The organism is Pseudoruegeria sp. SHC-113, assembly GCF_025376885.1.
Taxonomy (GTDB): domain Bacteria; phylum Pseudomonadota; class Alphaproteobacteria; order Rhodobacterales; family Rhodobacteraceae; genus Pseudoruegeria.
The window spans coordinates 2,617,620-2,644,094 of the sequence record NZ_JAHUBR010000001.1 but is presented as its reverse complement, the minus strand read 5'-3'; the positions used below and the strand labels follow the sequence as shown (position 1 = coordinate 2,644,094).

Sequence of the window (26,475 nt, the reverse complement as noted above, 5' to 3'; positions counted from 1 at the left end):
CGCCGATTTTCGAGATGAACGCTTCCCCTCCTGACAGGATGATCCGGACATGTGTGCCGATACCCCCGATTACAAAGATACTCTGAACCTTCCCGAGACCGAATTTCCCATGCGCGCGGGCCTGCCCAAGCGCGAGCCAGAGTGGCTGGCGCGCTGGGAAGAGATCGGCGTCTATGACCGTCTGCGCGAGAAAGAGGGCCGTAAGCCCTTCACGTTGCACGACGGCCCTCCCTACGCCAACGGCCATCTGCACATCGGCCATGCGCTGAACAAGACGATCAAGGACATGATCGTGCGCTCCCATCAGATGATGGGGTTTGATGCGCGCTACGTGCCGGGCTGGGATTGCCACGGGTTGCCGATCGAGTGGAAGATCGAGGAGCAGTACCGCGCCAAGGGCAAGAACAAGGACGACGTGGATGTCGTCGCCTTCCGGCAGGAGTGCCGCAAGTTCGCGGAAGGCTGGGTCGACATCCAGCGTGAGGAGTTCAAGCGCATCGGCATCACCGGCAACTGGGCCGACCCCTATCTGACGATGGATTTCCACGCCGAAGCCGTGATCGCCGAAGAGTTCATGAAGTTCCTCATGAACGGCACGCTCTATCAGGGCTCCAAACCCGTCATGTGGTCGCCGGTCGAGAAGACCGCGCTGGCGGAGGCCGAGATCGAGTATCACGAGCACCAGAGCCACACGATCTGGGTGCCCTTCTCCTTCCGCAACGCCACCGGCGATTTGAAGAACGCCCGCGTGGTGATCTGGACGACGACGCCCTGGACGATCCCCTCCAACCGCGCCGTGGCCTATAACGACAAGATCGCCTATGGCCTGTACCGCGTCGATGAAACCGAGGACGAAAGCTGGACTTCGCCTGGCGATCTTTACGTGCTGGCCGATACGCTGGCCGAAGAGACGCTGAAGAAATCGCGCGCCACGGCCTTCGTGCGCGTGCGCGACGTGGCGGGCAGCGAGCTTGACGGGCTGATCTGCGAACACCCCTTCGCCGGGATCGAAGGCGCGGATGGCTTCTGGGATTACGACGTGCCGATGATCGATGGCGATCACGTCACCGATGACGCGGGCACCGGCTTCGTGCACACCGCGCCCTCCCATGGTGCGGACGACTACGAGTGCTTCCTGAAGCGCAACTGGCTGGATCGCATGACCCACAACGTGGGCGAAGAAAGCGAGTTCCTGCCCCATGTGCCGTTCTTTGCCGGGCTGCAGGTCTTTGATCGCAAGGGCAAGGAAGGCAAGGCCAACACCGCCGTGATCGCCAAGCTCGTGGAGGCTTACGGCATCATCGCGCGCGGCCGGGTGAAGCACAGCTACCCGCATTCCTGGCGCTCCAAGGCGCCGGTGATCTTCCGCAACACGCCACAGTGGTTTGCCAGCGTCGACCGCGAAGTGGGCGACGGGCAGGACGAGATGGGCAAGACCATCCGCACCCGCGCGCTGAACTCGATCGATCAGCTGGTGAAATGGTGGCCGCAATCGGGCCGCAACCGGCTCTACTCCATGATCGAGGCACGCCCGGATTGGGTGCTCTCGCGTCAGCGCGCCTGGGGCGTGCCGCTGACCTGTTTCGTGAAGAAAGGCGCGCTGCCCACCGATGAAGGCTTCCTGCTGCGCGACCCTGCGGTGAACGCGCGCATCTCTGCCGCTTTCGAGGCCGAGGGCGCGGATGCCTGGTATGCGGAAGGCGCGAAGGAGCGTTTCCTCGGTGCGGGCTACAATCCGGACGAATGGGAGCAGATATTCGACGTGCTCGACGTCTGGTTTGATTCCGGCTCCACCCATGCCTTTGTGCTGCGCGACCGCGCCGATGGCACCGCCGACGGCATCGCCGACGTTTACATGGAAGGCACCGACCAGCACCGCGGCTGGTTCCACTCCTCCCTGCTGCAGGCCTGCGGCACGCTGGGCCGCGCGCCCTACCGCAACGTGGTGACGCACGGTTTCACGCTGGACGAGAAGGGCAACAAGATGTCCAAATCGCTCGGCAACACCATCGTGCCGGCGGAAGTGATCAAGCAATATGGAGCCGACATCCTGCGGCTTTGGGTGGCGCAGACGGATTACACGGCGGATCAGCGCATCGGGCCGGAGATCCTGAAAGGCGTAGCCGACAGCTACCGCCGCCTGCGCAACACCATGCGCTTCATGCTCGGCTCGCTGAATGATTTCACCGAGGCCGACCGCACCGCGCCGGCCGATATGCCGGAGCTGGAGCGCTGGGTGCTGCACCGCTTGGCCGAACTGGACCATCAGGTGCGCAAGGGCTACGCGGAGTATGATTTCCAGGGCGTCTTCCAGGCGATCTTCAACTTCGCCACGGTGGACCTTTCGGCCTTCTACTTCGACATCCGCAAGGACGCGCTCTATTGCGACGGCGACACGCCGCGCCGCCGCGCCGCGCGCACGGTGCTGTCGCTGCTGCATGCGCGGCTCACCACATGGCTTGCGCCGATCCTGCCCTTCACGATGGAAGAGGTCTGGCTCGATCAGTTCCTGGGTGATGCGAGCTCTGTCCACCTGCAGGATTTCCCCGACACGCCCGCCGATTGGCGCGACGAGCCGCTGGCGGCGAAATGGGCCGCCCTGCGCCGGGTGCGCCGGGTGGTGACGGCGGCGCTGGAGGTGCAGCGCACGAACAAGGTGATCGGGGCCTCGCTCGAGGCAGCCCCGGTGGTGCATGTGCGCGATGCCGATGTGCTGAAGCTGCTGAAAACAGTCGATTTCGCCGACGTCTGTATCACGTCGGAGCTCACGCTTTCCGGCGATCCGCTGCCGCCAGAGGCCTTCCGCCTGCCGGAAGTGGCGGATGTGGGCGTGGTGTTTGAGAAGGCCGAAGGTGCGAAATGCCAGCGCTGCTGGAAGATCCTGCCCGATGTCGGCACGCACAGCCATGCCGGTGTCTGCGGCCGTTGCGACAGCGCACTGAGCTGACAGGCCGGAGTTCAACAAGACTTGAGAAAAGGGCTGCCTACGGGCGGCCCTTTTTGCATTGAAGCCTTATTTTCCGGGCGCCTTGTAGCTTCCGGCGATTTTTGCGGCCTTTGCCGCGATCCCGGCAAAATCCTCGCTGGCCCAGGCGCGCACCGTTTCCACTTTCGACAGCGTACCCGACGCCGCCACGGCCATCGCCACCGCGGCGACATCGTCGCCATCGGGCGCTTCGGAGATCAGCACGATGTCGTTGCTGCCGGTCACCATGTAGAGCGCGATCACCTTGCCGCCGACCGTGTCGAGCATGGATTGGATCACGGGCCGGCGGTCTTCCGGCTTCTGCATGAGCCCCCGGGCGCCTTCGGTGGAATAGGATGCATAGGTAATGAAAGTTGGCATGGCAGTGCCCCCCATTTTGACAAAACGCATTTCTGATGAAGGGTGCCATCCTACCACGGATTCGGCAATTTTCCTAATTTCGGGCAAGAAGCGGATTGCGGGAGGGGCGCCGGCGTGGACAATGGGGCCATGCTTCAGGCCTCCTTTCACAGCCCCCTAGGCCCTCTGACCCTGACTGAGAAAGGCGGCGCGATCATCGCGCTTTCCTGGCATGGGGACGCGGCGGAAAGCACGTCGCCTTTGCTCGCCGAGGCGGCGGCGCAGCTTGCGGCCTATTTTGCCGGTGATCTGACGGATTTCGATCTGCCGCTGCGTGTGGAAGGCAGCGCTTTTCAGCAGGCGGTTTGCGCGCAGATGCGGGCAATTCCCTACGGACAGACACGCACCTATGGCGATCTGGCCAAGGCGCTGGGCCACCCGGCGCAGGCGGTTGGTGGGGCCTGTGGCGGCAACCCGATCCCCATTCTGATCCCCTGCCATCGGGTGGTCGGGGCAGGGGGGCTTACCGGGTTTTCAGGCGCAGGGGGCGTGGAGACGAAAGCGGCTCTGCTGCGGCTTGAGGGGGCGCTGCTGATCTAAGTGGCATTTCGGATGCGCCGCCCGGCGGCACGCCGGGCAGCCCCCGACCCCCCCCCACGCCTAAGGCGTGCCTGCGTCACGACGCGGGGGCTTCACCCCCACCCGGCGGTCGGGGGCTGCCCTCTGGATAAAGCTCAGGCGGTGGTCTTCTGCGGCACAATCTGCTGCGCGATCCCGGCAAAGAGCAGATAGACGCTCGTCACCACGAGCCCCCAATGCGCCCAACTTTGCGGGTCGAAATCGACCCAGGCCGCCCAGCCCGCGAAGAAGGCCCAGGCAATGGCCATGGGCAGCGAGATCACCCGCCAGCGCTCGGTGCGCACCGGGTGGATGAACTTGAGCGGCAGGAACATCGCGACAGCCAGCGCCACGACGAGCGCGAGGATGATCCAGAAGCCCGGTTTCAGCGCGAACATGACAAGCACCAGCATGTTCCAGCAGCCGGGGAAGCCTGAGAAGGAATTGTCCTGCGTTTTCATGCGCGTATCGGCGAAATAGATGGCCGAAGCGAAGGTGATGACGATGATCGCGATCCAGCCTGTCCAGCCCGGCAGCAGGCCGGATGTGAACAGGGCGAAGGCCGGGATGAACACGTAGGTCAGGTAGTCGATGATCAGGTCCAGCAAGACGCCATCGATCTGCGGCGCGTATTTCTTGACGTGGAACTTCCGCGCCAAGGGGCCGTCGATCCCGTCCACCACCAGCGCCACCACGAGCCAGAGGAACATCAGGCTCCATTTGCCGTCTGCCGCCGCCAGCATGGCGAGGATGGCAAAGACGGCACCCGAAGCGGTGAAGAGATGGACGAAAAGCGCGCGGAGTTCTGGTGTCATCGGATCGTCATGGCGCAATCAGGCGGCGATTGCAACGGCTCTGAGTGAAAGCTCACGCCCGGCCCGCCGCCTTGGGGTGGGCCTTGTCGTAAACCTCCAGAAGCCGGGCCGTTTCCACCGCCGTATAGGCCTGCGTCGTGGAGAGCGACGCATGGCCCAGAAGCTCCTGTATGGCGCGCAGATCGCCCCCGGCATTGAGCAGGTGGGTGGCGAAGGAGTGGCGCAGCGCATGGGGGGTGGCGGTGGCCGGAAGGCCAAGCTGCAGGCGGGCCTGCTCCATCACCTTCTGCAGCGCGCGTGGGTTCAGCGCCCCGCCGCGCACGCCACGAAACAGGGGCGCATCGGCTTCGAGCGGGTGAGGGCAGATCGCCGTATAGGCCGCCACGGCCTCCCGCGCGGCGGGCAGCACCGGCACGATGCGCTCCTTGCTGCCCTTGCCGCGAATGCGCAGCACATCGGGCAGCGGCGCATCGGCCCCTGTAAGCGAAAGCGCTTCAGAGATCCGCAAGCCGCAGGCATACATCAGCGTCACAGCCGCCACGTCCCGCGCGGCGACCCAGGCCTCGGAGGCCTGCAGTTCCACCGTGTCGATCATCGCGCGGGCGGCGGTTTCGGCAAGAGGGCGGGGGATCTTGCGGGTGTATTTCGGGCTGCGCACCGAAAGCACGGCCGTGGGGTCGAAGTCGCCCTCCTGCCGCGCCAGCCAGCGGTAGAAGCTCTTCACAGCCGAAAGCGCGCGGGCGCGGCTGCGGGCCGACGCGCCCCGGCTGCGCTCATGCGCAAGCCATGCCCGCATGTCCGAAAGCGAGACCGCCTTGAGCTGACGCATCCCGAAGGTGCCGCCGTGGTGAGTGGCGAGAAAGGCCAGAAACCCAAGAAGATCCGCCTGATAGGCGGTTATCGTGTTCTCGGCAGAGGCTTTCAGCGCCCGCTGGGCATCGAGGAAGTTTTCCAGCGCGTCCGTTGTGGCGGGCGAAAGCACCGGTCTAGGCCAGCCAGCGCCGCATGGCGCGCTCGAACGTGCCGGCGAAGAAGGCCAGCAGATCGGTGCCCTGATTGGCGCGGAATTGATGCGGATCCTCGCTGCCCATCACCAGCATGCCGGGCAGGCGGCCTTCGCCGAAATCGAGCTTCAGGCAGGCCTCCGAGCGGATCCATTCGGCGGCCTCGCCGTAGATCATGTCGCTTTCCGGGATGGCCTGCCGCAGCGTGACCTGCCGCACTGGCGCATCGCGTCCGGCCGTCAGATAGGCATCCACGAAGCCCGGATCTGCCACGCTCAGCACATCGCCAAGTTTCTTGATCGTCGGGTCATCGTCCGTCTGGACGGTTTCCAGCACGAGCCGCACGCAATCCACGCGCAGGATCTCGGCCACGTCGCCGTCGAGCTCCTTCAGGAAGCCCTCGAAGGTGACGGGATCCAGCATCCGCAGAATGGCGCGGTGCACCTGATTGGTGCCGGCGAGGTTTTCATAGGCGGCGGCGATCACGGAGCGGTGGGTGTCCTCCAGCCGGTCCAGCCGGGCCTCAAGCCGCTCCATCGCGATGCCGCGCAGATCGACGATATTGCCGCCGAGTGCCTTCTCGTTGGCGGCCACGAGGGCGCGCATCAGATCCTGATCCTCAAGGATCACTTCCGGATCGTTGATGATCTGCTCGCGCAGGGAATGGTCAATTTTGGCGGTGCTCGACATGCCTGCCTCTTGTTTATTTTGCGCAACCATACAGGGATTATCGGCCAGAAGTGAACGGAAAAGAGTGTTTTTCGAACATTGTCGCCGCTTGTGTCGCAATCAGGCCCCAGCCATAGGTGGGCCCAAAGGTGGCTTTCGCTTCTCCGGCTGGGGGGGTAGTCTGAGCTCCGCGATCAAACTGGGGCGCAGGGCATGTCGGCGGGGCAGGAACAGAGCTATTTCGAGGAAGGCGCGCTGGTGGCGGTTCTGACGACCCAGCCGCTGGACCGTACGCTGGATTATCGCGCGCCCGCAGGCGGGGCTTTTCTGGGGGCCTTTGTCGAGGTGCCCTTGGGTCCGCGCAAGGTGATTGGCGTTGTCTGGGGGCCGGGGCAGGGCGGCTTTGACCTGAAGAAGGCGCGCAGTATCTCGCGTGTGCTCGACGTACCACCGATGGGGGCGGACATGCGCCAGTTCCTGATGCGCGTCGCCGATTACACGATCACGCCGATGCCCGCGATGCTGCGCCTTGCCACCCGCGCGCCGGGGCTGAGCGATCCGCCCTCGATGCGCAAGATCTACCGGCTCGGCACCGGCCAACCCGACCGCCAGACCGACGCCCGCCGACGCGTCGTGGAGACGCTGCAGGAATACGGCGGGCTGGCATTCACGCTGGGCGAACTGGCCGAGATGGCCGGGGTCAGCAGCACGGTGGTGAAGGGCTTGGTGAAACAGGGCGTCGTGCGCGAGGAGGAAAGCCCACGCGATCTCCCCTATCCGCAGCTGCAGGCCGATTACGGCGGCGTGGATCTCTCCCCCGATCAGGCGGAGGCCGCCGCCGCCCTGCGGGAAGGCGTGGCCAGCCGCGACTACGGTACAACTCTGCTCAAGGGCGTTACCGGATCGGGCAAGACGGAAGTCTATCTGGAGGCTGTCGCGGAATGCCTGAAGATCGGGCGGCAGGCCCTTGTTCTGCTTCCGGAAATCGCGCTGACGGCAGAGTTTCTGGACCGGGTGGAAAAGCGCTTCGGCGCGCGGCCCGCCGAGTGGCACTCCGGCGTTACCCTCACCGAGCGCCGCCGCTGCTGGCGCATGGTGGCGGAAAACGGCGCGCAGCTCGTGGTGGGGGCGCGCTCTGCCCTCTACCTGCCGTTTCGCGATCTGGGGCTGATCGTTGTCGACGAGGAGCATGACACCTCCTACAAGCAGGAAGACGGCGTGCTCTATTCGGCGCGTGACATGGCGGTGCTGCGGGCGTCTTTCTGTGGCGCGCATGTGATCCTCGCCTCGGCCACGCCCTCGCTGGAAAGCTGGGCCAATGCCGAAGCGGGCAAATACCGCCGCCTTGATCTGGCGGCGCGTTTCGGGGCGGCCGAACTGCCGGAAATGCGCGCGCTCGATATGCGTGCCGAGAAGCTGCCCGCCGGGCGCTGGATCTCGGACGCGCTGAAAAAACAGGTCAATGCGCGGATCGAGAAGGGCGAGCAGGCGCTTCTGTTCATAAACCGCCGCGGCTATGCGCCCGTCACCATCTGCCGCGCTTGTGGCCATCAGATCGCTTGTGATCACTGCGACGCGCGCATGGTGGAACACCGGTTTCTGAAGCGGCTGATGTGCCACCAATGCGGCGAGACGAAGCCGATGCCGGAAGCCTGCCCGGGCTGCGGGGTCGAGGGGCGGCTGTCGCCCGTTGGCCCCGGCGTGGAGCGGTTGGCGGAGGAAACCGCCGAGGCCTTCCCGCAGGCGCGCGTGGCGGTTCTGTCGTCCGATCTTTTTGCCTCTGCACGCGCGCTGAAAGCCCAGATCAAGCTGATTGCGGAGGGCGGGGCCGACATCATCATCGGCACGCAACTCGTTGCAAAGGGGCATAATTTCCCGCTTCTGACCCTCGTTGGCGTGATCGACGCGGATCTTGGCCTGCAGGGCAGTGACCTGCGCGCGGCCGAGCGCACGTTTCAGCTCATGCGGCAGGTGGCGGGGCGGGCCGGGCGCAGTGAGCGCAAGGGGCTGGCGCTGCTGCAAACCTACCAGCCCGAGCACCCTGTGATCCGCGCGATCCTTTCAGGCGACGAGGAGGGCTTCTGGCGCGCCGAGGCACGCGAGCGCGAGGCGGCGGGGGTACCGCCCTACGGGCGGCTTGCGGGGATCGTGATATCCTCGCTGGATGTGCAGACGGCTTTCGATCTGGGCAACCAGCTGGCCCGGCAGGATGCGCCGCTGCGGCAGGTTCAGGCGCAGGTGTTTGGCCCCGCGCCCGCGCCGATTGCGCGCATCCGCGGGCGGCACCGGGTGCGCCTTCTCGTGAAGGCGGCCAAGGGCGTGCCGATCCAGCAGGCCCTTCAGGCCTGGGTGGGGCAGCTGCGCGTTCCCGCCAACACACGGGTGTCGATCGACATCGACCCGCAAAGCTTCTTCTGAGCGCCGCTTAACCGGCTGGCAAGATTTCCTGTGCGATAGCTGGGGGATAGACCCACCGGCTTCAGGCCCCAACGGGCAGCAGGGAATGGCGCAAACCGATTCAGATCCGGCCGAACTGGCCAAAACCAAATATTCACGGCAGGGACGGCTGCAACGGTTTTGCCGTGGCCGTTTCGCGACCTTCCCTGTGCGGGCCGGGTTTGAGCTTGCCGGCGCGCTGATCGTCGCGGTGTTCATTTCGCCGGCCTGGGGCGTGGTGGCCGCGCTCGCCCTCAGCGCCAGTGAAGTGGTGGAGCTTTCGCTTGTGCGCCACGTGCAGCGCAGCGGGTTGATCCTGCGCAACCCGCGCCGCGCGAGCCGGGTGCTGACCTTCGGTTCAGGCTTCTGGGCCGTCGGCGTTTGCTGGGCCATCGGCATCCTTTGGTTTGTCGGCGGGCCGGATGTCTGGGTGCTGTGCATGGCGTTTCTCACGGCGGGGCTCGTGAACGCGCAGCTGGTGGCCATGCTGCATCCGCCGTCGATCCGGGCCAAAATAACCGTGCTATCGGGCATGTGCGGCGTCATCCTTGGCGACAGCCTGTTGCGCCCGCAGGCCGATCTGCGCACCTATATGGTGCATTTCACGGCGGCGGTGCTCCTGTTCACCATGCTCGCAGGCCTGTTTGACAGGCTCAAACGCCAGAACGAAAGCCGGCACGAGGCCGAAAAGCGCTTGCTCTCCGCCAATGCCGAGGGCCGGGAAATGCTGGCGAAACTCGAAGCCTCGCAGGCCGCGCTGGTGGCCCGTGCGCAGGAAGCGCGGGAGTTGCAGCGTCAGGCAGAAGCCGCCAGCGTGGCGAAATCGGAGTTTCTGGCCGTGATGAGCCACGAGATCCGCACGCCTCTGAACGCGGTTCTTGGCATGGCGGATGTGTTGTCGGAAAGCCAGCTCAGCTCGGATCAGCGCGACGTGGTGGACACGATCGAAAGCGCCGGGCGCGCGCTGCTTTCGATCATCAACGACGTGCTGGATTTCTCCCGGATCGAGGCCGGGAAGACGGAGCTTGACGCCGAACCTTTCGCGCTCAGCGCGCCCCTTTCGGATGCCGCCCGCGCGCTGGCACCGCTCATGGCGGAGAAAGGGCTTGTGTTCGAAGCAAATCTGGCTCCGGCAGAGGGGGCGGTTCTCGTGGGGGATGCCGGGAAGCTGCGCCAGATCGTCATGAATCTGCTGGGCAACGCGCTGAAATTCACCGCCGAAGGGTCCGTTTCCCTGAAGCTTGCCGTGGCCCGCTCCGGGGCCAAGGCCACAAAAGCGCGGGTGACGGTGGAGGTCTGCGATACCGGGCCAGGGATCCCGGCGGGCGCGATAGAGCGGATTTTCGAACCTTTCGAGCAGGTTGATGGGCAGATCACGCGGGTTCATGGCGGCACGGGGCTGGGGCTTGCGATCTCCCGCAGGCTTGCCCGCAAGATGAACGGCGATCTCACCGCGCGCAGCGTGGAAGGCAAGGGCAGCACCTTCCGGTTGGAGGTCACGCTGCCGCTGGCTGAGGCCGCCGCGCTTGCGGTTCTTTCGCCGGAGGCTACCGCGCCGCCTACGGCGGGAAGCCTCGCCGGGCGGCGCATCCTTGCAGCGGAAGACAATCGCGCAAACCGGCTTGTTCTGAGCCGGCTGCTGGATGGGGCCGGGGTCGATCTGACCTTTGCCGAAGATGGTCTGCAGGCGGTGGAATCCGCAGGGCAGGGCGGGTTTGACCTGATCCTCATGGATATGTCGATGCCACACATGGACGGGATCGAGGCCACGCGCCGAATCCGCGCGGCGGAAGCAGGCAGCGCCCGCGCCCCCGTGCCGATCGTGGCGCTCACGGCCAATGCCTTTGAGCAGGACAGGCGCAACTGCCTCGAGGCGGGGATGACGGGGTTTCTGTCCAAACCCCTGCGAAAGGCGGTTCTCATGGAGGAAATCGCCGTGCAGCTATCCGGCGCACCTTCCAATGAAGCGGCCGATCTGGCGCTTGCTTCCGGTGCTCCCGACCCGATGGCGGGCGCTCCTGCGGCAGATCCGGCTTGCCCCACTGCGGAGCGAGAGCCGCCTTTGGGCACGCATGCCGATCCGGCCCGGGATGCCGTGTAAAAGCCCATTGCGGCTAAGCGAGGGCCCGCAACGCTTGTTTCGCTGGTTCACAGCGCGCGCACGCTTGCGATCAGCCGAGCCCTCAAGCGGCAGCAGCCCGCAGTCAATGCGCATGCGTCAGGGCGGGTGGCCTTCGCGCATCGGATTGTGCGCTGGTGAACAGTGAATTGTCTTTTCAGCCCCCGGTTTGCCGCGTATGCGAAAGCCATGAAAACCGTTCGCCTCGAAGATGCCGCCTCCCTGCCTGTCTGGCGCCGCCCAATCGCGCTGCTGGTGCTGACGGCGATCGCCATGCCGATCGCCTTCTCCACATGGTCGGCGCTGCTGAATAACTTTGTCATCGAGGTGGCCGATTTCGACGGGGCCGACATCGGCCTTTTGCACAGCGTGCGCGAGATCCCCGGCTTTTTCGCCATCGGCGTCATCGGCCTGCTGCTTTTCATCCGCGAACAGGTGCTTGGGCTGGTGACTCTTGCGCTACTGGGCGCGGCAACGGCTGTTACTGCATGGTTTCCGAGCCTTGGCGGGATCCTGATGATCACCATGCTCTCCTCCATCGGCTTTCACTACTATGAAACCGTGAACCAATCGCTGCAGCTGCAGTGGATCGCGAAGGACCGCGCCCCGCAGATGCTGGGCTGGTTGGCCGCCGTGGGCTCCGCCGCGACGCTGGTGATCTACGTGGTGATCGTGCTGTCGTGGGATCGGCTGGGGCTCACCTACAACCTCGTGTATCTCGTGACGGGGGGCATCACCGTGGCCATCGCGGCCTATTGCCTCTTCGCCTTCCCGCAATTTGAAACGCCCAACCCACAGCGCCGCCAGATCGTGCTGCGCAAGCGCTATTGGCTTTACTATGCGCTGCAGTTCTTGGCCGGCGCGCGGCGGCAGATCTTCGTGGTGTTCGCCGGTTTCATGATGGTGGAGCGCTTCGGCTTCGAAGTGCATCAAGTCACCGCGCTCTTCCTGATCAACCTCGTCGCCAACATGATCTTCGCGCCGCTGATGGGCCGCGCCGTGCACCGCTTTGGCGAGCGCAACGCGCTGATCTTCGAGTATGCGGGCCTTGCGCTCGTGTTCCTGGCCTACGGCGGCATTTACATGTTCGGCTGGGGCGTGGTGCTGGCCAGCGCGCTCTACGTGCTGGATCACCTGCTTTTCGCGCTGGCTTTGGCGCTGAAAACCTACTTCCAGAAGATCGCCGACCCGCAGGATATCGCCCCCACCGCCGCCGTGGCCTTCACGATCAACCATATCGCGGCCGTCTTCCTGCCGGTGCTGCTTGGCCTATTGTGGCTGGCCTCCCCGGCGGCTGTGTTCACTCTGGCCGCGGCAATCGCGCTCTGCTCGCTCGGGCTTTCGCTGCTGATCCCGCGCCACCCGGAGCCGGGTAACGAAACCCGGCTGTCGCGCTTCACAGCTGCGCCAGCAGAGTAGAAGCCGCCCGCGCGAGCGCCTATATCTGCAGCCAAAGCCACCTGCGAGGAGACCGCGATGCTCACGTTTAACACCAACAAGAAGCTCAAGATGGTTGCGCAATCGGCTGCCCTCCCGGGCCGCGCCACGCCGATTGCCACCGCCGAGACCCATTTCGTGTCCGGCCGCCCGCTGCAAGCCGATGTTCCCGCCGGGATGGAGCAAGCCATCTTCGGGATGGGCTGCTTCTGGGGCGTGGAGCGGATGTTCTGGCAGGTCGAGGGCGTCTGGCTCACCATGGTGGGCTATGCGGGCGGCTACACGCCGAACCCGACCTATGAGGAAACCTGCACCGGGCAGACGGGCCACAACGAGGTGGTGCGTGTGATCTATGACCCGAGCGTTGTCAGCTACGAGGCCCTGCTGCGCGTCTTCTGGGAGAACCACGATCCGACGCAGGGCATGCGCCAGGGCAACGATCTGGGCACGCAGTACCGCTCTGGCATCTACACGTTCACGGAGGCGCAGGCCGAGGCCGCGCGCGCCAGCAAGGCCGCCTTCGAGCCCAAGCTGGCCGAAGCCGGGTTTGGCGATGTCACCACCGAAATCCTGCCCGCCCCGGCCTTCTATTTCGCCGAGGATTACCACCAGCAGTATCTCGCCAAGAACCCGGCCGGTTACTGCGGCATCGGCGGCACCGGCGTGAACTGCCCGATCGGGACCGGCGCCACCGCTTGACGCGTGGCAGCAGGGCGTCTAAGCGCCCTGCAAGCCATCACGCGAGGACGCCATGCCCACATTCACCGCTTTCACCACCCTTCCGGGCAAGCCCGCCGCCGAACGCCTTGGCGAGGCCATCGAGCGGATGGAGCCCGAGCCCATGGGCGTGGGCGTCTTCGAGATCGAGGACGGCTCGGGCCTCTGGGAAGTGGGCGGCTATTTCACCGAGGCACCGGATGAAACCGCGCTGGCGGTGCTTTCCGTGGCGTTTGAGGCCAAGCCCTTCGTGGTGTCGGAACTGCCGGAGACCGATTGGGTCGCCAAGGTGCGGCGTGAGCTCTCGCCCGTCGCGGCGGGCCGGTTCTTCGTTTATGGCGGCCATGATGAGGACAAGCTGCCAGAGGGCGCGATTGGCCTGCGCATCGAGGCCGCCATGGCCTTTGGCACCGGCCACCACGGCACGACGCTGGGCTGCCTGCGCGCGCTGGATCGTCTGGCAGAGGGCGGGTTCACCGGCAAGAACGTGGCCGACATCGGCTGCGGCACGGCCGTGCTGGCCATGGCGGCGGCCAAGATCTGGCCCGATCCCGTGCTGGCCAGCGACATTGACGAGGTGGCCGTGGACGTGGCCGAGGCCAATGTGGCTTCCAACGATCTTTCGGGCCGGGTGCGCTGCGTGGAAGCCAAGGGGTTTGACTCCCCGGTTCTGGCCGAGGCCGCGCCCTTTGATCTGGTCTTTGCCAACATCCTGAAAGGCCCGCTTGTGGATCTCGCACCGGATATGGCGGCCCATGTCGCCCCGGGTGGTTACGTGATTCTGTCGGGCCTGTTGAACGATCAGGCCGCCGAGGTGATCGAGGTTTATACCGCGAACGGGTTCAATCTGATCCACCACGAAATGATTGTTGACTGGTCGACGCTGACCATGGGCAAATGAGACCGAGAAACACGCAAATTTCCTAAATTTCGCCTTAATCGCCTTGTTTTCGCCACATTTCGGGGGGAAATTGAAGCTGTCGGTGGGGGCCGACTTGCGGAGGCTGCTATGGCGGATGCCAATCTCCAGAGCTTTGACAAGCGTCTGCGCCGTATCGACAAGCGGCACAGGAAGCTGTCCAGAGGCTACGTTCACACGATCGGCCATGACGGGTTGATCGTTTCCACGCCGCGCCGGCGTGTCGAACGGCGTTTCCCGATCCGCGGGCTTGTGCTCGTGGCGGTCGGCGTCTTCGCATTCAAGGGATTTCTCTATGCCCAACTGGGCGGCGCCACCTACACGCAGCGCGTGGACAAGCTGGCCGCCGGCACCTCGGTTGAGCAGGTCGGGGCCTATATGATGCAGGCCGATCCGGCCACGCTGTGGGTTGCCGGCCATCTGAACAAGATCCTGCCTTAAGGGGCAGGTTTGTAGATTTACTGTAAAGAGTGCGCTCGTTTCACGAATGAAAAAGGCCGCTTCGGGTGATCCGAAGCGGCCCTTTTTTTAATCCGGCCCCCTGTTGAAAGGGGCGGATGCCTTAGCGGTGCATCGACTCGATGTCGCCGCGGTTCAGGCCGATATCGTCCAGTTCACGGTCGGTGAGTTTGGAGAGCGCCTTGCGGGTCACGCGCTCGTCGTTCCACTCGATCAGGGCGCCAAAGAAATTGGCCAGACGGCCACCAAACAGGGAGCCGGTTGCGGGGCGGGCAGTTTCAAAAGCAGCCATAGGTGCCGTCCTTTCTTTTCTTTCTGATGCATTTTTATGCGGTGTCTGAGGCGCAAATAGAGCGGTGGGTTTCATGGATCAAGAGGCGTGGGGCGCATAACTTCCATGCAGTTTCTGCATGGGTCGGAATGGCCGAAAACACCTTGTTACAAAGGCGAAAGGCGCCCTTGCGCGGGTGTCGTTTTCAGACGGGAATCGGGGCATCCGTGTCGCATTTTGGCGATTGTGATCGCGGATGTGATCACAAATGCCTGCGCCCGCGCCATTGGCAAATGTTCGCGTTTCGTGCTACTTGTGAAAAAAAATGTAAACAGGCTGGGCAGAATGCGGGTTTTGGGCATCGATCCGGGGCTTCGGAACATGGGCTGGGGGGTGATTGACGCGGAAGGATCGCGACTCACCCACGTTGCCAATGGGATCATCCACTCGGTGCCCGGCGCGCTGGCCGAGCGGCTGCACCAGCTGCACCGCGAGCTCACCGATGTGTTCGCCACCTTCCAACCTGATACCGCCGCCGTGGAGCAGACCTTCGTCAACAAGGATGCCGTGGGCACGCTGAAACTGGGCCAGGCGCGCGGCATTGCGTTGCTGGTTCCGGCGCAGGCGGGGCTGACCGTGGGGGAATATGCACCAAATGCGGTGAAGAAAACGGTTGTGGGCGTCGGCCATGCGGCCAAGGAACAGGTTCAACACATGGTGAAGCTGCAATTGCCCGGCGTGAAGCTTGCCGGCGCGGATGCGGCGGATGCGCTGGCCATCGCGATTTGCCACGCTTTCCACGCGCAAACCGGCAACCGGCAGAAGGCACTCAGAAAGGCGGGCGCATGATCGGCAAACTCTCGGGCCGTATCGATTACAAGGGCTCTGACCACGTGATGATCGACGTGCGCGGCGTGGGCTATATCGTCCATGTCTCCGACCGCACGCTCGCCAGCCTGCCCCCCGTGGGCGAGGCGGTGGCGCTCTATACCGACCTGCTGGTGCGCGAGGATCTGATGCAGCTCTTCGGCTTCACCTCGCTGGTGGAGAAGGAATGGCACCGGCTTCTGATGGGGGTGCAGGGTATCGGGGCGAAGGCCTCGCTCGCCATTCTGGGCACGCTGGGGCCAGAGGGCGTCTCCCGCGCGATTGCCTTGGGCGATCAGGCGGCGATCAAGGCGGCCAAGGGCATCGGCCCGAAAACCGCGCAGCGGGTGGTGATCGAGTTGAAGGATAAAGCGCCCACGGTGATGGCCATGGCCGGGTCGCTCGGCGCGACGCTTGAGGCGGATCCGGGCGACGTGCTGGAAACCGCAGAGCCCGCGCCCACCAAGCCCGCACGCGCCGCGCCCAAGCCTTCCGGCAATGCGGCGGCGCAATCGGATGCGCTGTCCGCCCTCACCAATCTGGGCTACGCGCCGTCTGAAGCGGCGGCGGCGGTGGCCGAAGTGGCGGGCGATGCCCCTGAGGCCGACGCGCAAACCCTGATCCGCGCCGCCCTGCGCAAGCTGGCCCCGAAAGGCTGATAGATGAGCGAGCCCGATCCGACCTTACGCCCTGAGCTGCAACCCGGCGATCAGGATCGCGCCCTGCGCCCGCAGGCGCTGGAGGAATTCATCGGCCAGGCCGAGGCCCGCGCCAATCTGCGCGTCTTCATCGAAAGCGCACGGCGGCGGGGCGAGGCGATGGACCATACGCTGTTTTACGGCCCCCCGGGCCTTGGCAAGACGACGCTCGCCCAGATCATGGCGCGCGAATTGGGGGTTTCCTTCCGCATGACAAGCGGCCCGGTGCTGGCGAAAGCGGGCGATCTGGCCGCGATCCTCACCAATCTCGAAGCGCGCGATGTGCTCTTCATTGACGAGATACACCGCCTCAATCCGGCGGTGGAAGAGGTGCTCTATCCGGCGATGGAGGATTACGAACTCGATTTGGTGATCGGGGAGGGGCCTGCGGCGCGCACGGTGCGCATCGAGTTGCAGCCCTTCACGCTCGTCGGGGCCACCACGCGGCTCGGCCTGCTCACCACACCGCTGCGTGATCGCTTCGGCATCCCGACGCGGCTGCAGTTTTATAATGTGCAGGAGCTGAACGAGATCGTCACCCGCTCCGCCCGCCTGCTCGGCGCACCCGCCACGCCGGAAGGCGCGATGGAGATCGCCCGCCGCGCGCGTGGGACGCCCCGGATCGCCGGGCGTCTGTTGCGCCGGGTGGTGGATTTCGCGGTGGTCGAGGGCGACGGCAAGGTCACGCAGGAGATCGCCGATAGCGCGCTCAAGCGGCTGGGCGTGGATGCGCTTGGCTTGGATGGGGCCGACAGGCGTTACCTGAACCTGATTGCTGATAACTACGGCGGCGGCCCGGTGGGGATCGAAACCATCGCCGCCGCGCTTTCGGAAAGCCGGGATGCGCTGGAAGAGGTGATCGAGCCTTACCTGCTGCAACAGGGCCTCGTGCAGCGCACCCCGCGCGGGCGGATGCTGGCGCGCAAGGGCTGGCAGCATCTGGGGCTGGAAGCGCCCAAGGCCGAAGGGCAGACGGATCTTTTCGGCAAGTAAGGCCGGTTGATGTGGCGCGGCGTTTTCGCGTATGCGGTGGGCCGCATCCCACAGGCAGGAGACCCGCATGGCCACGCTGAGCCCCGAAACTGTTGAAGCTCTTTTCACCCGCTCTGACCAAAGCTTCGCCTTCGCGCGCTGGGGCCGCCCCATCGTGCCGGTTGTCTTTGGCGTGGAGGAGGAGAGCCTCGGCGTGATCAAGGGCGCGATCGAGGCCGTGGTGGCGCTGGCGGGCCACAAGATGGCCGAGACGGACCCGGAGTTGGGCGCGAACCTGATGATCTTCTTCCTGCGCGACTGGCAGGAGCTTCTGGACACGCCGAACCTTGATCGGCTGGTGCCGGAACTGGCCACGCTCGTGGCGCGGCTCAAGGAGGCCGATGCCAACCAGTACCGGATTTTCCGGTTTGATGAGCAGGGGGCGATCAAGGCCTGTTTCGTCTTCCTGCGGATGGATGAGCATCTGTCGGCGGTCTCGGCCGACACGCTGGCGCTGAGCCAGATGGTGCAATCGGTGCTGCTGTGGTCCGATACCGCCTTCCATGCCGCGTCGCCGCTGGCTGTGCTCCCGGAAACCGGGGCCACGGTGCTGCGGCCCGAGATCGCGGCGCTGATCCGCGCGGCCTATGATCCGGTGCTCCCTGCTTATGCGGATGACAAAAGCCATGCCCTGCGGCTCTTTGCCCGCGCGCAGTCGCAGCTGCCAAGCTGAGGTCTGCCGGTTCGCGCCATGCGCGGCGGCAGAAATCCGCTTACGACAATCTAGGTTGTCAATATCTTATTCAACCTTGGATGACATTCCTCTAGGTGGGTGGCGGGCGTGCAACAGCCGCCTGGTAACTCACTGATTCATAGCGCCTGAACGCCCCGGTATCTGCAAGCAACCGGGCGGGCGTGAACGGGGATAGACATGACCAAGACCAAGATCCTGCTGGCCACCACCGCGAGCGTCGCAACCCTGGCCCTGCCGGCCTTCGCCGAAGAGCTGGCCGCCGAAGAGCTGACCATCGAGAGCACCGATCTCTCCACGGTCGTCGGCGGCACCACCTTCAAATTCTACGGCCAGATCAACCAAGGCATCCTCTCCTATGACGATGGCCTGCAGTCCAACACCTATTTCCCGGTCGACAACGACAATTCCGGCTCCCGCATCGGGCTTGAGACCGAAACCAACCTCGGCTCCGGCTGGACGATGGGCACCCGGCTTGAGTTCGGCATCACGCCGTCCTCCACCAGCGATGTGAACATCCAGGACGAGCACGGCGACTGGTCCTTCGACAAGACCGATATCCGCCACCTTGAAGTCTCCTTCGGGTCTGATGCCTACGGTACCTTCTCCTTCGGTCAGGGCTCCATGGCCACCGACGGCATCACCGGCGCCGATTTCTCCGGCACCGGCGTGATCGCGGGCGCTGCGGTGTCGGATATGGCCGGCGGCCAGCTCGTGCGCGACACGCTCGGCGGGTTCACCGGCGGAAAAGTCTCGGATCACTTCGACAACATGGACGGCTCCCGCCGCTTCCGCGCCCGCTACGACAGCGCCAACTACAATGGCTTCGTCTTCTCCGGCTCCTACGGTCAGGAGGTGCTGAGCGACGGTGACAGCAACGACTACTACGACGTGGCCGCGCGCTACTCGAAGGATTTCGGCGCCTACGCCTTTGACGCGGGCCTCGGCTACGCCTGGAACGGTGACGACGAGGAAGTGCTCTCCGGTTCTGCTGCCGTGCTGCACAAGGACACCGGCCTCAGCCTCGCCGTGGCCGCTGGCCGCACCTCGGCCGATCACAGCTCCACCTATGGCTATGTGAAAGCGGGCTACCAGCAGGATTGGTTCAAGGCCGGCACCACCGCCTTCTCGCTCGACTACTACGAAGGCTCTGACGTCTTCGAACAGGGCGCGGGCAGCCGCTCCGTGGGTCTGGCCGTGGTGCAGAACTTCGATAAGCAGAACCTCGAAGTCTACGGCGGTATCCGTGAGTACAAGTTCGACAACGCCAGCGCCGACTACAAGGATGGCACCGCCATCATGGGCGGCCTGCGCTGGAAGTTCTGATCATGACAGCGGGCGGCCTTCGGGCCGTCCGTTGCTTTCGTGGCAAGCGGGCAGGGCGGTTGCACTAGCGGGCTGCACTGCCTATCACGGTCGCGAGATCGAGCAAAGGACGCGCCCATGAGCCCCTACCACAGCTACCCCGTCGAGGTGTTCTACGAGGACACCGACATGGCCGGGGTCGTCTTCTACGCCAACTACCTGCGCTACATCGAGCGGGCGCGCTCCACCATGGTGCGCGAGCTGGGTGTGGATCAGGGGGCGATGAAGGAGCAGGAGGGGCTGGCCTTCGTGGTGCGCAAGGTCGAGGCCGATTATCTCTCGGCGGCAAAATTCGCCGATCAGCTTGAGGTGCGCACCCAGATCGAGGCCGTCACGGGCGCGCGAATCCAGTTCTGGCAGGAAATCCTTCGCGCGGGCGAGGTGATTTTCACCGCCCGGCTCACCGTGGTTCTGATCAATGAGGCGGGCCAGCCGGCGCGCCTGCCGGCGAATATCCGCCTGCTTTTGCACTGAAGCGGCGATTTTCGCCGTATCTTCCGCATTCTGTGGCGTTTGCACGGAATCTGCTGTAGATTCGCGTCCAACCAGAGCCGACCCATCGGCCTAACGCAAACAGAGCAGGCACATGGAAACCGAAACCCTTGCGATGGCGCAGGAGATCGATTTTTCGATCCTCGCGCTTTTCATGCGTGCAACCCTGACCGTGAAACTCGTGATGGTGATCCTGGTGATCGCCTCCTTCTGGTCCTGGTCGATCATCATCCAGAAAATCATCACCTTCCGCGCCGCGCGCGCCGAGGCCGCGGTATTTGACCGCGCCTTCTGGTCGGGCGAGCCGCTGGACGAGCTGTTCGAGAAGATCGGCTCCCAGCCTTCGGGCGCGTCGGAAAAGGTCTTTGCGGCCGGGATGACGGAATGGCGGCGCAGCCACCGGCAGGACGGCGGGCTGATCGCGGGCGCGCAGGCGCGGATCGATCGCAGCATGGATGTGGCCATCGCCAAGGAAAGCGAGCGGATGAATGGCGGCTTGTCGCTGCTGGCCACCGTCGGCTCCACCGCGCCTTTCATCGGGCTCTTCGGCACCGTGATCGGCATCATGAACGCTTTTGTCGAGATCGCGCAGGAGCAGAACACCAACCTCGCCGTCGTGGCGCCGGGCATCGCAGAGGCGCTGCTGGCCACGGGGCTGGGCCTTCTGGCCGCAATCCCGGCGGTGATCTTCTACAACAAGCTCTCGGTCGACAGCGACCGCATCGTCGGCGGCTATGAGGCCTTCGCCGATGAGTTCGCCACCATCCTGTCGCGCCAGTTGGACGGCTGAACCATGGGCGCGGGTGTCATCCAGAAACAGGGCGGCAGCGGCCGCCGCCGCCGCTCGGGCCGCCGCAGCGCGGCCATGAGCGAGATCAACGTCACGCCCTTCGTGGACGTGATGCTCGTGCTCTTGATCATCTTCATGGTGGCCGCGCCGCTGCTGACCGTCGGCGTGCCAGTGGAACTGCCGCGCACCGCGGCCAACGCGCTGCCCACCGAGCAGGAAGAGCCGCTGGCGATCACGCTGACGCAAGAGGGCGAGCTGATCCTGCAAACCACGCCCATCGCGCCGGAGGATCTGATCCCCAAGCTGCGCGCCGTGGCGGCAGAGCGCACCTCGGACAAGGTCTTCCTGCGCGCCGATGGCTCCATCCCCTACGAGCGCGTCGTGCAGGTCATGGGCGCGCTCAACGCCGGGGGCTTCAACAACATTGGCCTCGTCACCGACACTGGTGGCCCGAGCCTTGACGGCCGGGACGGCTGACGGAGCGCGGGCGCGTGGCGTTGAACACCGGTCAAAAAATCTCGGGCGTCGGTCACGTCGCCCTTATCCTGTGGATGCTCTTCGGGGGCTGGCTCTCCACGGATTCGCTGCCCGAAATCGAAGTTGCCGAGGTCTCGCTGATCTCGGGCGACGATTTCGCAGCACTCTCCACGCCGCAGCCGGTGCCGGACGCGCCGCTGGAGGCCGCGCCGCTCACGTCGCAGGAAGGCCCCGAAGCGCCGCAAGCCCCGGCCGAGCCGCAAACGGCCCCGGAAGCGCCCGAGGCGGAAACCACCAGCAGTCAGGCCGCCGAGCCGATTGCACCGCAAGCCCCCGAAACGCCGGACGCAACGCCGGACGTGGCTGAGCTGACGCCCGTGCCGGAGGCGGAAGTTGCGGATGCGCCGCCGCCCGCGCCGGAAAGCCCGTCCGAGGATGTGGCCGTGCTGGTGCCAAGCCCGCCGGACTCAAGCCCCAAGCCCGCGCCGCGTGTTGCCCCGCAACCCACGCCCGCGCCCGCGCCCGAAGTCACCATCGACACCGAAGTGCGCGAAGAGGCCGCGCCGGAAGCCGAGCCCGAGGCCGAAGTCGTGCAGGAAGCGCAGGAGGCTACTGCGCCGGAAGAGTCCTCGACCCGCATCGTGACGGAGGCCGAAGAGCAGCCCGAAACCGCCCCAGCACCGCCGCCCGCAGCGGCTCCGACGACCTCCAAGCGCCCCACAGCTCGCCCGCAGCGCCCGGTCCAGACGGCCACAGCTTCGGCGGAAACTCCGGCAGAAACTCCGGCGCAAGAGACCCCGCCCGCCACTGAGGCCGGTGATGCCGCCATCGACGCCGCCGTTGCCGCGGCGCTGGCCGGTGTCGCCACCAGCACCGAATCCGCTCCGGCTGCAAGCTCAGCCCCTGCAGGGCCGCCGCTGACCTCGGGCGAGAAGGATTCGCTGATCGCCCAGATCTCCCAATGCTGGAACGTCGGCTCGCTCTCCACCGAGGCGCTGAAAACGACCGTGACCGTCGCCGTTGCCATGACGCGCGACGCCAAACCCGAACTCGGCACGATCCGCATGATCGGCTATGACGGCGGCAATGAAGCCGCCGCCAATCAGGCCTACGAGGCCGCCCGCCGGGCCATCATTCGCTGCGGCGCGACAGGTTTTTCGCTTCCGAGCGAAAAATATGATCACTGGCGCGAGATCGAGATGGTATTCAACCCGGAGAAGATGAGGTTCAAATGATCCGTTCGAAACTCCTGATCGCCGCTGCGGCGCTCGCCATGGGCGGGGTGGCTTGGTTTGCCGCCCCCGTGAAAGCCCAGGACGGGCCGCTCCGGATTGAAATCACCGATGGTGTGATCGAGCCGCTGCCCTACGCGGTGCCCGATTTCATCGCCGAAAACCCGGCGGCCACCGAATATGCGCGCAACATCGCCCGCGTGATCGCCTCCGATCTGACCGGCTCGGGCCTGTTCCGCGAGATCCCGGCCAGCGCCTATATCGCCAATGTCACGAGCTTTGAGAGCCCGGTGCAATATGCCGACTGGAAAGCGATCAACGCGGAAGCCCTGATCACCGGGGCGGTGGCAGTGAACGGCAACCAACTCACCGTCAAGTTCCGCCTGTTTGACGTCTTCTCCGGAGCGCCCTTGGGCAAGGGGCTGCAATATGTCGGCACCACCGACAGCTGGCGGCGTATGGGCCACAAGGTGGCCGATGCCGTCTATGCGCGGATCACCGGTGAAAGCGGCTATTTCGACAGCCGCGTTGTCTTCGTCAGCGAAAGCGGCCCCAAGGACGCCCGCCAGAAGCGGCTGGCGATCATGGATTACGACGGCGCAGGCGTGCAGTACCTGACCGACAGCTCCGCCATCGTGCTGGCCCCGCGCTTCTCGCCCACGGGCGACCGGGTGCTCTATACCTCCTATGAAACGGGCTTTCCCCGCGTCTACCTGCTGGACGTCGCCACCGTGGGCCGCCGCATCCTTGGCGATCAGGCCGGGGCAATGAGCTTTGCGCCGCGCTTCTCGCCGGATGGCGGCACGGTTGTCTTCTCGCTCACCTCGGGCGGCAACACCGACATCTACGCGATGAACCTCGCCACCGGCCAGCAGCGCCGCCTGACGAGTGCACCCTCTATCGAAACCGCGCCCAGCTACTCGCCCGATGGCCGCCAGATCGTTTTTGAAAGCGATCGCTCCGGCACCCAGCAGCTCTACGTGATGGACGCCAACGGCGGCGAAGCGCGCCGCATCAGCATGGGTGAGGGCCGGTATGGCACGCCCGTCTGGTCGCCGCGCGGGGATTTGATCGCCTTCACCAAACAAAACAAGGGCCGCTTCCACATCGGCGTGATGCGCACCAATGGCAGCGAGGAACGCCTGCTAACGTCTTCCTTCCTCGATGAGGGCCCGACGTGGTCCCCCAATGGGCGCGTGATCATGTTCACCCGCGCCACCTCGGGCGCAAACGGGCAGCCGGCGCTCTATTCGGTGGACATCTCGGGCCGCAACCTCAAGCAGGTGCCGACACCGGGCGCGGCCTCGGATCCAGCATGGTCTCCGCTGCAAAACTGATGATCCGTTCCCATGTGGGGGCGGAGATGATAACCTCACGGCCATCGAGCCAATAAAGACAAAGCAAGGGGCAAACCCGATGAAGCATTTCACCAAGGCAATTCTTCTGCTCGCCGCTCTCGGCGTGAGCGCCTGTTCCAACGATCGTTTTGGGTCTGGCGGCGGTGCCGATGGCATCAACCCGGCCGATTACGGGCTGAACGGCGGCGGCGTGGGTGTGGGCGAGCTGTCCGATCCCACCTCCATCGCCTATTTCCAGCAGGCGGTGGGCGATCGCATCCTGTTTGACGTTGACCAGAGCAGTCTGAACGATGTGGCCCGCAACACGCTGAACGCGCAGGCCAACTGGCTGCAGCAGAACCCACAATACACCGCCGTGATCGAAGGCCACGCCGACGAGCAGGGCACCCGCGAATACAACCTCGCCCTTGGCGCGCGCCGCGCCAATGCGGTGAACGAATATCTCGTCTCGCGCGGGATCTCGGCAAGCCGCCTGAAAACGGTGACCTACGGCAAGGAACGCCCGCTGGAGATCTGCTCCGAGGAAAGCTGCTACGCCCAGAACCGCCGTGCCGTGACGGTGCTGGCCGCAGGCGGGCTGACGAGCTGAGCCAGAAAGAAAGAGGACACGCGATGAAACGCCTGTTTTCCGCGCTGCTGATGTCGGGCGCGATGATCCTGCCCACAAGCCTTGCCTTCGCCCAGGATCGCACCCAGACGCTGGCCGACATCCGGCAGGAGCTGTCGGTGGTCTATGTGGAGATCCAGAAGCTCAAGCGCGAGCTCTCCACCACCGGGGCGCCGGGCGGTAATCTGAGTGGCAACACGCCGCTGGAGCGTCTGGACGCCATCGAGCGCGAAGTGCAGCGGCTGACCTCGGCCACCGAGGATCTGGAGTTCCGCGTGAACGCCGTGGCGCAGGACGGGGCCAACCGGATCGGTGATCTGGAGTTCCGTCTGGTGGAGCTTGAAGGCGGCGATCTGAGCAAGCTTGGCGAAACCTCCACGCTTGGCGGGCTGGAAGGCGCACCCGCGGCGGCGCCTGCGGTGCCGCTGCCGGGCGAGGGGCCGGAGCTGGCCATCGGTGAGAAAACCGACTTCGAGACAGCCAAGGCGGCGTTTGACGGCGGGGATTACCGCACAGCTGCCGATCAGTTCCAGGCCTTCACCCAGACCTATCCGGGCAGCCCCTTGAGTGCTGAAGCGCATTACCTGCGCGGTCAGGCCCACGAGGCGCTCGGCGAGATGTCCGCCGCCGCGCGCGCCTTTCTGGACAGCTTCTCCGGCACGCCCGATGGCGCGCTCGCGCCGGATGCGCTCTTCAAACTGGGGGCGTCTCTGGCGGCGCTTGGCCAGACCAACGAGGCTTGCGTGACACTGAGCGAAGTGCAGGCTCGCTTCCCGGCGGCCGCCGTCGTGTCGCAGGCGCAATCCACCATGTCGAGCCTCGGGTGCAGCTGAGCCGTTTTCAGCAGATCACCGGCCGCCCTGTCTGGCCCGAAACCCTTGCCGAGCCCGAAAGGCTCGGCATTGCCGTTTCTGGCGGCGGGGATTCCGTCGCGCTGCTCTGCGCGCTGGCCGACGCCTGGCCTGCGCAGCGCCTGATGGCGGTGACGGTGGATCATGGCCTGCGTCAAGCTTCCGCCGAGGAAGCGCAGGCCGTCGCTACGCTTTGCGCCCGGCTTGGTGTGGCGCATCGGGTGCTGAACTGGACGGGCTGGGACGGGCAGGGCAACCTGCAGGACGCCGCCCGCCGCGCGCGGCGCAACCTGATGGCCGATTGGGCGAAGGCCGAGGGCCTGCCCGCCGTGGCGCTGGCCCATACGCAGGACGATCAGGCCGAAACGCTGCTGCTGCGGCTGGCGCGCGGCTCCGGTGTGGACGGGCTGGCGGCGATGCAGGCCGAACGGCAGTACGCAGGCCTGCGCTGGCTGCGCCCGCTTCTGGGTTGCAGCCGGGCCGATCTGCGCCGCTACCTGTCAGCAATCGGGGAGGGGTGGGCGGAAGATCCGAGCAATTCAGATGGTCGCTTTTCCCGCGTGCGGATGCGCAAGGCGATTGCGGCGCTAGAGCTGGATCAGGCCCGGCTGGCGGAAACGGCGCAGGCGATGGATCGCGCCCGCAGCGCCCTTGCGCAACTCGCCTATGAGAAGGCGCAAACCTGCGCGCAGGTGCAGGGCGGCGACGTGGTATTTGACACAGGCGCGCTTGGCTCTTGCCCGGAGGACACCCGCCTGCGGCTATTCGCCCATGCGCTCTGCTGGGTGGCCTCGGCAACATACCGCCCGCGCCTGACCACGCTCACGGCAACGCTTGAGGCGGTGCTGGGCGGAGAAACCCGAAACCTGCACGGCTGCTTGATCCTGCGTGAAGGCAACCACTTGCGGATCTGCCGCGAACCGGCGGCTGTGGCGGGGCTGACCTGCCCCGCACCGGGGCCATGGGACACCCGCTGGATCGCGAAAGCACCTTATGAACAAGGCGATAGCCTCGCCATGCTGGGCGAAGCGGGGCTTGCCCAATGCCCCGACTGGCGCACATCAGGCCTGCCGCGCGCAAGCCTTCTGGCCGCGCCCGCGCTCTGGCGGGGACAGGCCCTGATGGCGGCCCCGCTGGCCGGTCATGGGCCGAACGGCGCAATTGCGCTTGCTAAAGGGGCTTCGGACTTCTTCACTTCGATTTTATCGCATTGAAGAAACCTTCAT

Annotated in this window: 26 protein-coding genes; 21 read left to right on the top strand and 5 right to left on the bottom strand. The window is 65.3% G+C overall.

Annotated features, from left to right (window positions below; all coding sequences use genetic code 11):
- The first annotated feature begins 49 nt into the window (after positions 1-49).
- A complete protein-coding gene (gene ileS, locus KVX96_RS13010; protein ID WP_261194934.1) occupies positions 50-2,947 on the top strand; it encodes an isoleucine--tRNA ligase in 2,898 nt (965 codons plus the stop codon).
- A 66-nt stretch (positions 2,948-3,013) separates the two neighbouring features.
- On the opposite strand, the gene KVX96_RS13005 is transcribed toward ileS, so the two are convergent.
- A complete protein-coding gene (locus KVX96_RS13005) occupies positions 3,014-3,346 on the bottom strand; it encodes a GYD domain-containing protein (protein ID WP_261194933.1) in 333 nt (110 codons plus the stop codon).
- Positions 3,347-3,475: 129 nt separating this feature from the next.
- On the opposite strand from KVX96_RS13005, the gene KVX96_RS13000 reads away from it, so the two are divergent.
- The gene (locus tag KVX96_RS13000) at positions 3,476-3,925 is read left to right on the top strand and encodes a methylated-DNA--[protein]-cysteine S-methyltransferase (RefSeq protein WP_261195455.1); all 450 of its coding nucleotides are present in this window, start codon (positions 3,476-3,478) and stop codon (positions 3,923-3,925) included.
- Between the two features lie 134 nt (positions 3,926-4,059).
- On the opposite strand, the gene KVX96_RS12995 is transcribed toward KVX96_RS13000, so the two are convergent.
- The 3 genes from KVX96_RS12995 to KVX96_RS12985 are packed head-to-tail and all read right to left on the bottom strand — an operon-like array spanning position 4,060 to position 6,452.
- The gene (locus tag KVX96_RS12995) at positions 4,060-4,758 is read right to left on the bottom strand and encodes a CDP-alcohol phosphatidyltransferase family protein (protein WP_261194932.1); all 699 of its coding nucleotides are present in this window, start codon (positions 4,756-4,758) and stop codon (positions 4,060-4,062) included.
- A gap of 52 nt (positions 4,759-4,810) precedes the next feature.
- Positions 4,811-5,740 (bottom strand): tyrosine recombinase XerC, encoded by a 930-nt coding sequence (locus tag KVX96_RS12990; protein WP_261194931.1) that lies wholly within the window; start codon positions 5,738-5,740, stop codon positions 4,811-4,813.
- 4 nt (positions 5,741-5,744) lie between these two features.
- A complete protein-coding gene (locus tag KVX96_RS12985) occupies positions 5,745-6,452 on the bottom strand; it encodes a DUF484 family protein (protein ID WP_261194930.1) in 708 nt (235 codons plus the stop codon).
- A gap of 192 nt (positions 6,453-6,644) precedes the next feature.
- On the opposite strand from KVX96_RS12985, the gene KVX96_RS12980 reads away from it, so the two are divergent.
- The 6 genes from KVX96_RS12980 (at position 6,645) to KVX96_RS12955 (ending at position 14,500) form a co-directional block, all read left to right on the top strand.
- Positions 6,645-8,849, top strand: a complete 2,205-nt coding sequence (locus tag KVX96_RS12980; RefSeq protein ID WP_261194929.1) for a primosomal protein N' — start codon at positions 6,645-6,647, stop codon at positions 8,847-8,849.
- A gap of 85 nt (positions 8,850-8,934) precedes the next feature.
- A complete protein-coding gene (locus KVX96_RS12975) occupies positions 8,935-10,968 on the top strand; it encodes an ATP-binding protein (RefSeq protein ID WP_261194927.1) in 2,034 nt (677 codons plus the stop codon).
- Between the two features lie 207 nt (positions 10,969-11,175).
- Positions 11,176-12,405: an MFS transporter gene (locus tag KVX96_RS12970; protein ID WP_261194925.1), complete on the top strand. Its 1,230-nt coding sequence runs from the start codon at positions 11,176-11,178 to the stop codon at positions 12,403-12,405.
- A gap of 57 nt (positions 12,406-12,462) precedes the next feature.
- The gene (msrA, locus tag KVX96_RS12965; RefSeq protein WP_261194923.1) at positions 12,463-13,122 is read left to right on the top strand and encodes a peptide-methionine (S)-S-oxide reductase MsrA; all 660 of its coding nucleotides are present in this window, start codon (positions 12,463-12,465) and stop codon (positions 13,120-13,122) included.
- A gap of 52 nt (positions 13,123-13,174) precedes the next feature.
- Positions 13,175-14,041 (top strand): 50S ribosomal protein L11 methyltransferase, encoded by an 867-nt coding sequence (locus KVX96_RS12960; RefSeq protein WP_261194922.1) that lies wholly within the window; start codon positions 13,175-13,177, stop codon positions 14,039-14,041.
- A gap of 108 nt (positions 14,042-14,149) precedes the next feature.
- Positions 14,150-14,500 carry a hypothetical protein gene (locus KVX96_RS12955; RefSeq protein ID WP_261194920.1) on the top strand — a complete coding sequence of 117 codons (351 nt, stop codon included), beginning with the start codon at positions 14,150-14,152 and terminating at the stop codon, positions 14,498-14,500.
- A 121-nt stretch (positions 14,501-14,621) separates the two neighbouring features.
- Here KVX96_RS12955 and KVX96_RS12950 read toward each other — a convergent pair whose 3' ends face one another.
- Positions 14,622-14,810, bottom strand: coding sequence for a DUF1127 domain-containing protein (locus KVX96_RS12950; protein WP_261194919.1), 189 nt, complete (start codon positions 14,808-14,810; stop codon positions 14,622-14,624).
- A gap of 324 nt (positions 14,811-15,134) precedes the next feature.
- Between KVX96_RS12950 and ruvC the strand changes: the two genes are divergently transcribed.
- From ruvC to tilS, 13 genes are all read left to right on the top strand, one after another.
- Entirely contained in the window at positions 15,135-15,638 is a 504-nt protein-coding gene (gene ruvC / locus KVX96_RS12945; RefSeq protein ID WP_261194917.1) for a crossover junction endodeoxyribonuclease RuvC, read from the top strand.
- The gene (ruvA, locus tag KVX96_RS12940) at positions 15,635-16,315 is read left to right on the top strand and encodes a Holliday junction branch migration protein RuvA (protein WP_261194916.1); all 681 of its coding nucleotides are present in this window, start codon (positions 15,635-15,637) and stop codon (positions 16,313-16,315) included. The genes ruvC and ruvA overlap by 4 nt, the downstream gene beginning before the upstream one ends.
- 3 nt (positions 16,316-16,318) lie before the next feature.
- Positions 16,319-17,347 carry a Holliday junction branch migration DNA helicase RuvB gene (gene ruvB, locus KVX96_RS12935; RefSeq protein ID WP_261194915.1) on the top strand — a complete coding sequence of 343 codons (1,029 nt, stop codon included), beginning with the start codon at positions 16,319-16,321 and terminating at the stop codon, positions 17,345-17,347.
- A gap of 67 nt (positions 17,348-17,414) precedes the next feature.
- On the top strand, positions 17,415-18,059 hold the full coding sequence (locus KVX96_RS12930) for a hypothetical protein (protein WP_261194914.1): 645 nt from the start codon (positions 17,415-17,417) through the stop codon (positions 18,057-18,059).
- A 198-nt stretch (positions 18,060-18,257) separates the two neighbouring features.
- A complete protein-coding gene (locus KVX96_RS12925) occupies positions 18,258-19,403 on the top strand; it encodes a porin (protein WP_261194913.1) in 1,146 nt (381 codons plus the stop codon).
- Between the two features lie 117 nt (positions 19,404-19,520).
- Entirely contained in the window at positions 19,521-19,916 is a 396-nt protein-coding gene (gene ybgC, locus KVX96_RS12920) for a tol-pal system-associated acyl-CoA thioesterase (protein ID WP_261194912.1), read from the top strand.
- Positions 19,917-20,028: 112 nt separating this feature from the next.
- Complete coding sequence (tolQ, locus tag KVX96_RS12915) at positions 20,029-20,724, top strand: protein TolQ (RefSeq protein WP_261194911.1); 696 nt, start codon at positions 20,029-20,031, stop codon at positions 20,722-20,724.
- A 3-nt stretch (positions 20,725-20,727) separates the two neighbouring features.
- Positions 20,728-21,201 (top strand): protein TolR, encoded by a 474-nt coding sequence (tolR, locus tag KVX96_RS12910; protein ID WP_261194910.1) that lies wholly within the window; start codon positions 20,728-20,730, stop codon positions 21,199-21,201.
- A 14-nt stretch (positions 21,202-21,215) separates the two neighbouring features.
- Positions 21,216-22,436, top strand: a complete 1,221-nt coding sequence (locus KVX96_RS12905; RefSeq protein WP_314733122.1) for an energy transducer TonB — start codon at positions 21,216-21,218, stop codon at positions 22,434-22,436.
- A gap of 38 nt (positions 22,437-22,474) precedes the next feature.
- A complete protein-coding gene (gene tolB / locus KVX96_RS12900; protein WP_261195454.1) occupies positions 22,475-23,770 on the top strand; it encodes a Tol-Pal system beta propeller repeat protein TolB in 1,296 nt (431 codons plus the stop codon).
- Between the two features lie 79 nt (positions 23,771-23,849).
- The gene (pal, locus tag KVX96_RS12895; RefSeq protein WP_261194908.1) at positions 23,850-24,380 is read left to right on the top strand and encodes a peptidoglycan-associated lipoprotein Pal; all 531 of its coding nucleotides are present in this window, start codon (positions 23,850-23,852) and stop codon (positions 24,378-24,380) included.
- A gap of 23 nt (positions 24,381-24,403) precedes the next feature.
- On the top strand, positions 24,404-25,231 hold the full coding sequence (gene ybgF / locus KVX96_RS12890) for a tol-pal system protein YbgF (protein WP_261194907.1): 828 nt from the start codon (positions 24,404-24,406) through the stop codon (positions 25,229-25,231).
- Positions 25,222-26,463: a tRNA lysidine(34) synthetase TilS gene (gene tilS, locus KVX96_RS12885; RefSeq protein ID WP_261194906.1), complete on the top strand. Its 1,242-nt coding sequence runs from the start codon at positions 25,222-25,224 to the stop codon at positions 26,461-26,463. Before ybgF ends, tilS begins: the two co-directional genes overlap by 10 nt.
- Positions 26,464-26,475: the final 12 nt, after the last annotated feature.

What these genes read in the sequence shown, in the direction of transcription:
- ileS (WP_261194934.1), top strand. Translation starts at nt 50, where the DNA reads ATGTGTGCCGATACCCCCGATTACAAAGATACTCTGAACCTTCCCGAG.
- KVX96_RS13005 (WP_261194933.1), bottom strand. Translation starts at nt 3,346, where the DNA reads ATGCCAACTTTCATTACCTATGCATCCTATTCCACCGAAGGCGCCCGG.
- KVX96_RS13000 (WP_261195455.1), top strand. Translation starts at nt 3,476, where the DNA reads ATGCTTCAGGCCTCCTTTCACAGCCCCCTAGGCCCTCTGACCCTGACT.
- KVX96_RS12995 (WP_261194932.1), bottom strand. Translation starts at nt 4,758, where the DNA reads ATGACACCAGAACTCCGCGCGCTTTTCGTCCATCTCTTCACCGCTTCG.
- KVX96_RS12985 (WP_261194930.1), bottom strand. Translation starts at nt 6,452, where the DNA reads ATGTCGAGCACCGCCAAAATTGACCATTCCCTGCGCGAGCAGATCATC.
- KVX96_RS12980 (WP_261194929.1), top strand. Translation starts at nt 6,645, where the DNA reads ATGTCGGCGGGGCAGGAACAGAGCTATTTCGAGGAAGGCGCGCTGGTG.
- KVX96_RS12975 (WP_261194927.1), top strand. Translation starts at nt 8,935, where the DNA reads ATGGCGCAAACCGATTCAGATCCGGCCGAACTGGCCAAAACCAAATAT.
- KVX96_RS12970 (WP_261194925.1), top strand. Translation starts at nt 11,176, where the DNA reads ATGAAAACCGTTCGCCTCGAAGATGCCGCCTCCCTGCCTGTCTGGCGC.
- msrA (WP_261194923.1), top strand. Translation starts at nt 12,463, where the DNA reads ATGCTCACGTTTAACACCAACAAGAAGCTCAAGATGGTTGCGCAATCG.
- KVX96_RS12960 (WP_261194922.1), top strand. Translation starts at nt 13,175, where the DNA reads ATGCCCACATTCACCGCTTTCACCACCCTTCCGGGCAAGCCCGCCGCC.
- KVX96_RS12955 (WP_261194920.1), top strand. Translation starts at nt 14,150, where the DNA reads ATGGCGGATGCCAATCTCCAGAGCTTTGACAAGCGTCTGCGCCGTATC.
- KVX96_RS12950 (WP_261194919.1), bottom strand. Translation starts at nt 14,810, where the DNA reads ATGGCTGCTTTTGAAACTGCCCGCCCCGCAACCGGCTCCCTGTTTGGT.
- ruvC (WP_261194917.1), top strand. Translation starts at nt 15,135, where the DNA reads ATGCGGGTTTTGGGCATCGATCCGGGGCTTCGGAACATGGGCTGGGGG.
- ruvA (WP_261194916.1), top strand. Translation starts at nt 15,635, where the DNA reads ATGATCGGCAAACTCTCGGGCCGTATCGATTACAAGGGCTCTGACCAC.
- ruvB (WP_261194915.1), top strand. Translation starts at nt 16,319, where the DNA reads ATGAGCGAGCCCGATCCGACCTTACGCCCTGAGCTGCAACCCGGCGAT.
- KVX96_RS12930 (WP_261194914.1), top strand. Translation starts at nt 17,415, where the DNA reads ATGGCCACGCTGAGCCCCGAAACTGTTGAAGCTCTTTTCACCCGCTCT.
- KVX96_RS12925 (WP_261194913.1), top strand. Translation starts at nt 18,258, where the DNA reads ATGACCAAGACCAAGATCCTGCTGGCCACCACCGCGAGCGTCGCAACC.
- ybgC (WP_261194912.1), top strand. Translation starts at nt 19,521, where the DNA reads ATGAGCCCCTACCACAGCTACCCCGTCGAGGTGTTCTACGAGGACACC.
- tolQ (WP_261194911.1), top strand. Translation starts at nt 20,029, where the DNA reads ATGGAAACCGAAACCCTTGCGATGGCGCAGGAGATCGATTTTTCGATC.
- tolR (WP_261194910.1), top strand. Translation starts at nt 20,728, where the DNA reads ATGGGCGCGGGTGTCATCCAGAAACAGGGCGGCAGCGGCCGCCGCCGC.
- tolB (WP_261195454.1), top strand. Translation starts at nt 22,475, where the DNA reads ATGGGCGGGGTGGCTTGGTTTGCCGCCCCCGTGAAAGCCCAGGACGGG.
- pal (WP_261194908.1), top strand. Translation starts at nt 23,850, where the DNA reads ATGAAGCATTTCACCAAGGCAATTCTTCTGCTCGCCGCTCTCGGCGTG.
- ybgF (WP_261194907.1), top strand. Translation starts at nt 24,404, where the DNA reads ATGAAACGCCTGTTTTCCGCGCTGCTGATGTCGGGCGCGATGATCCTG.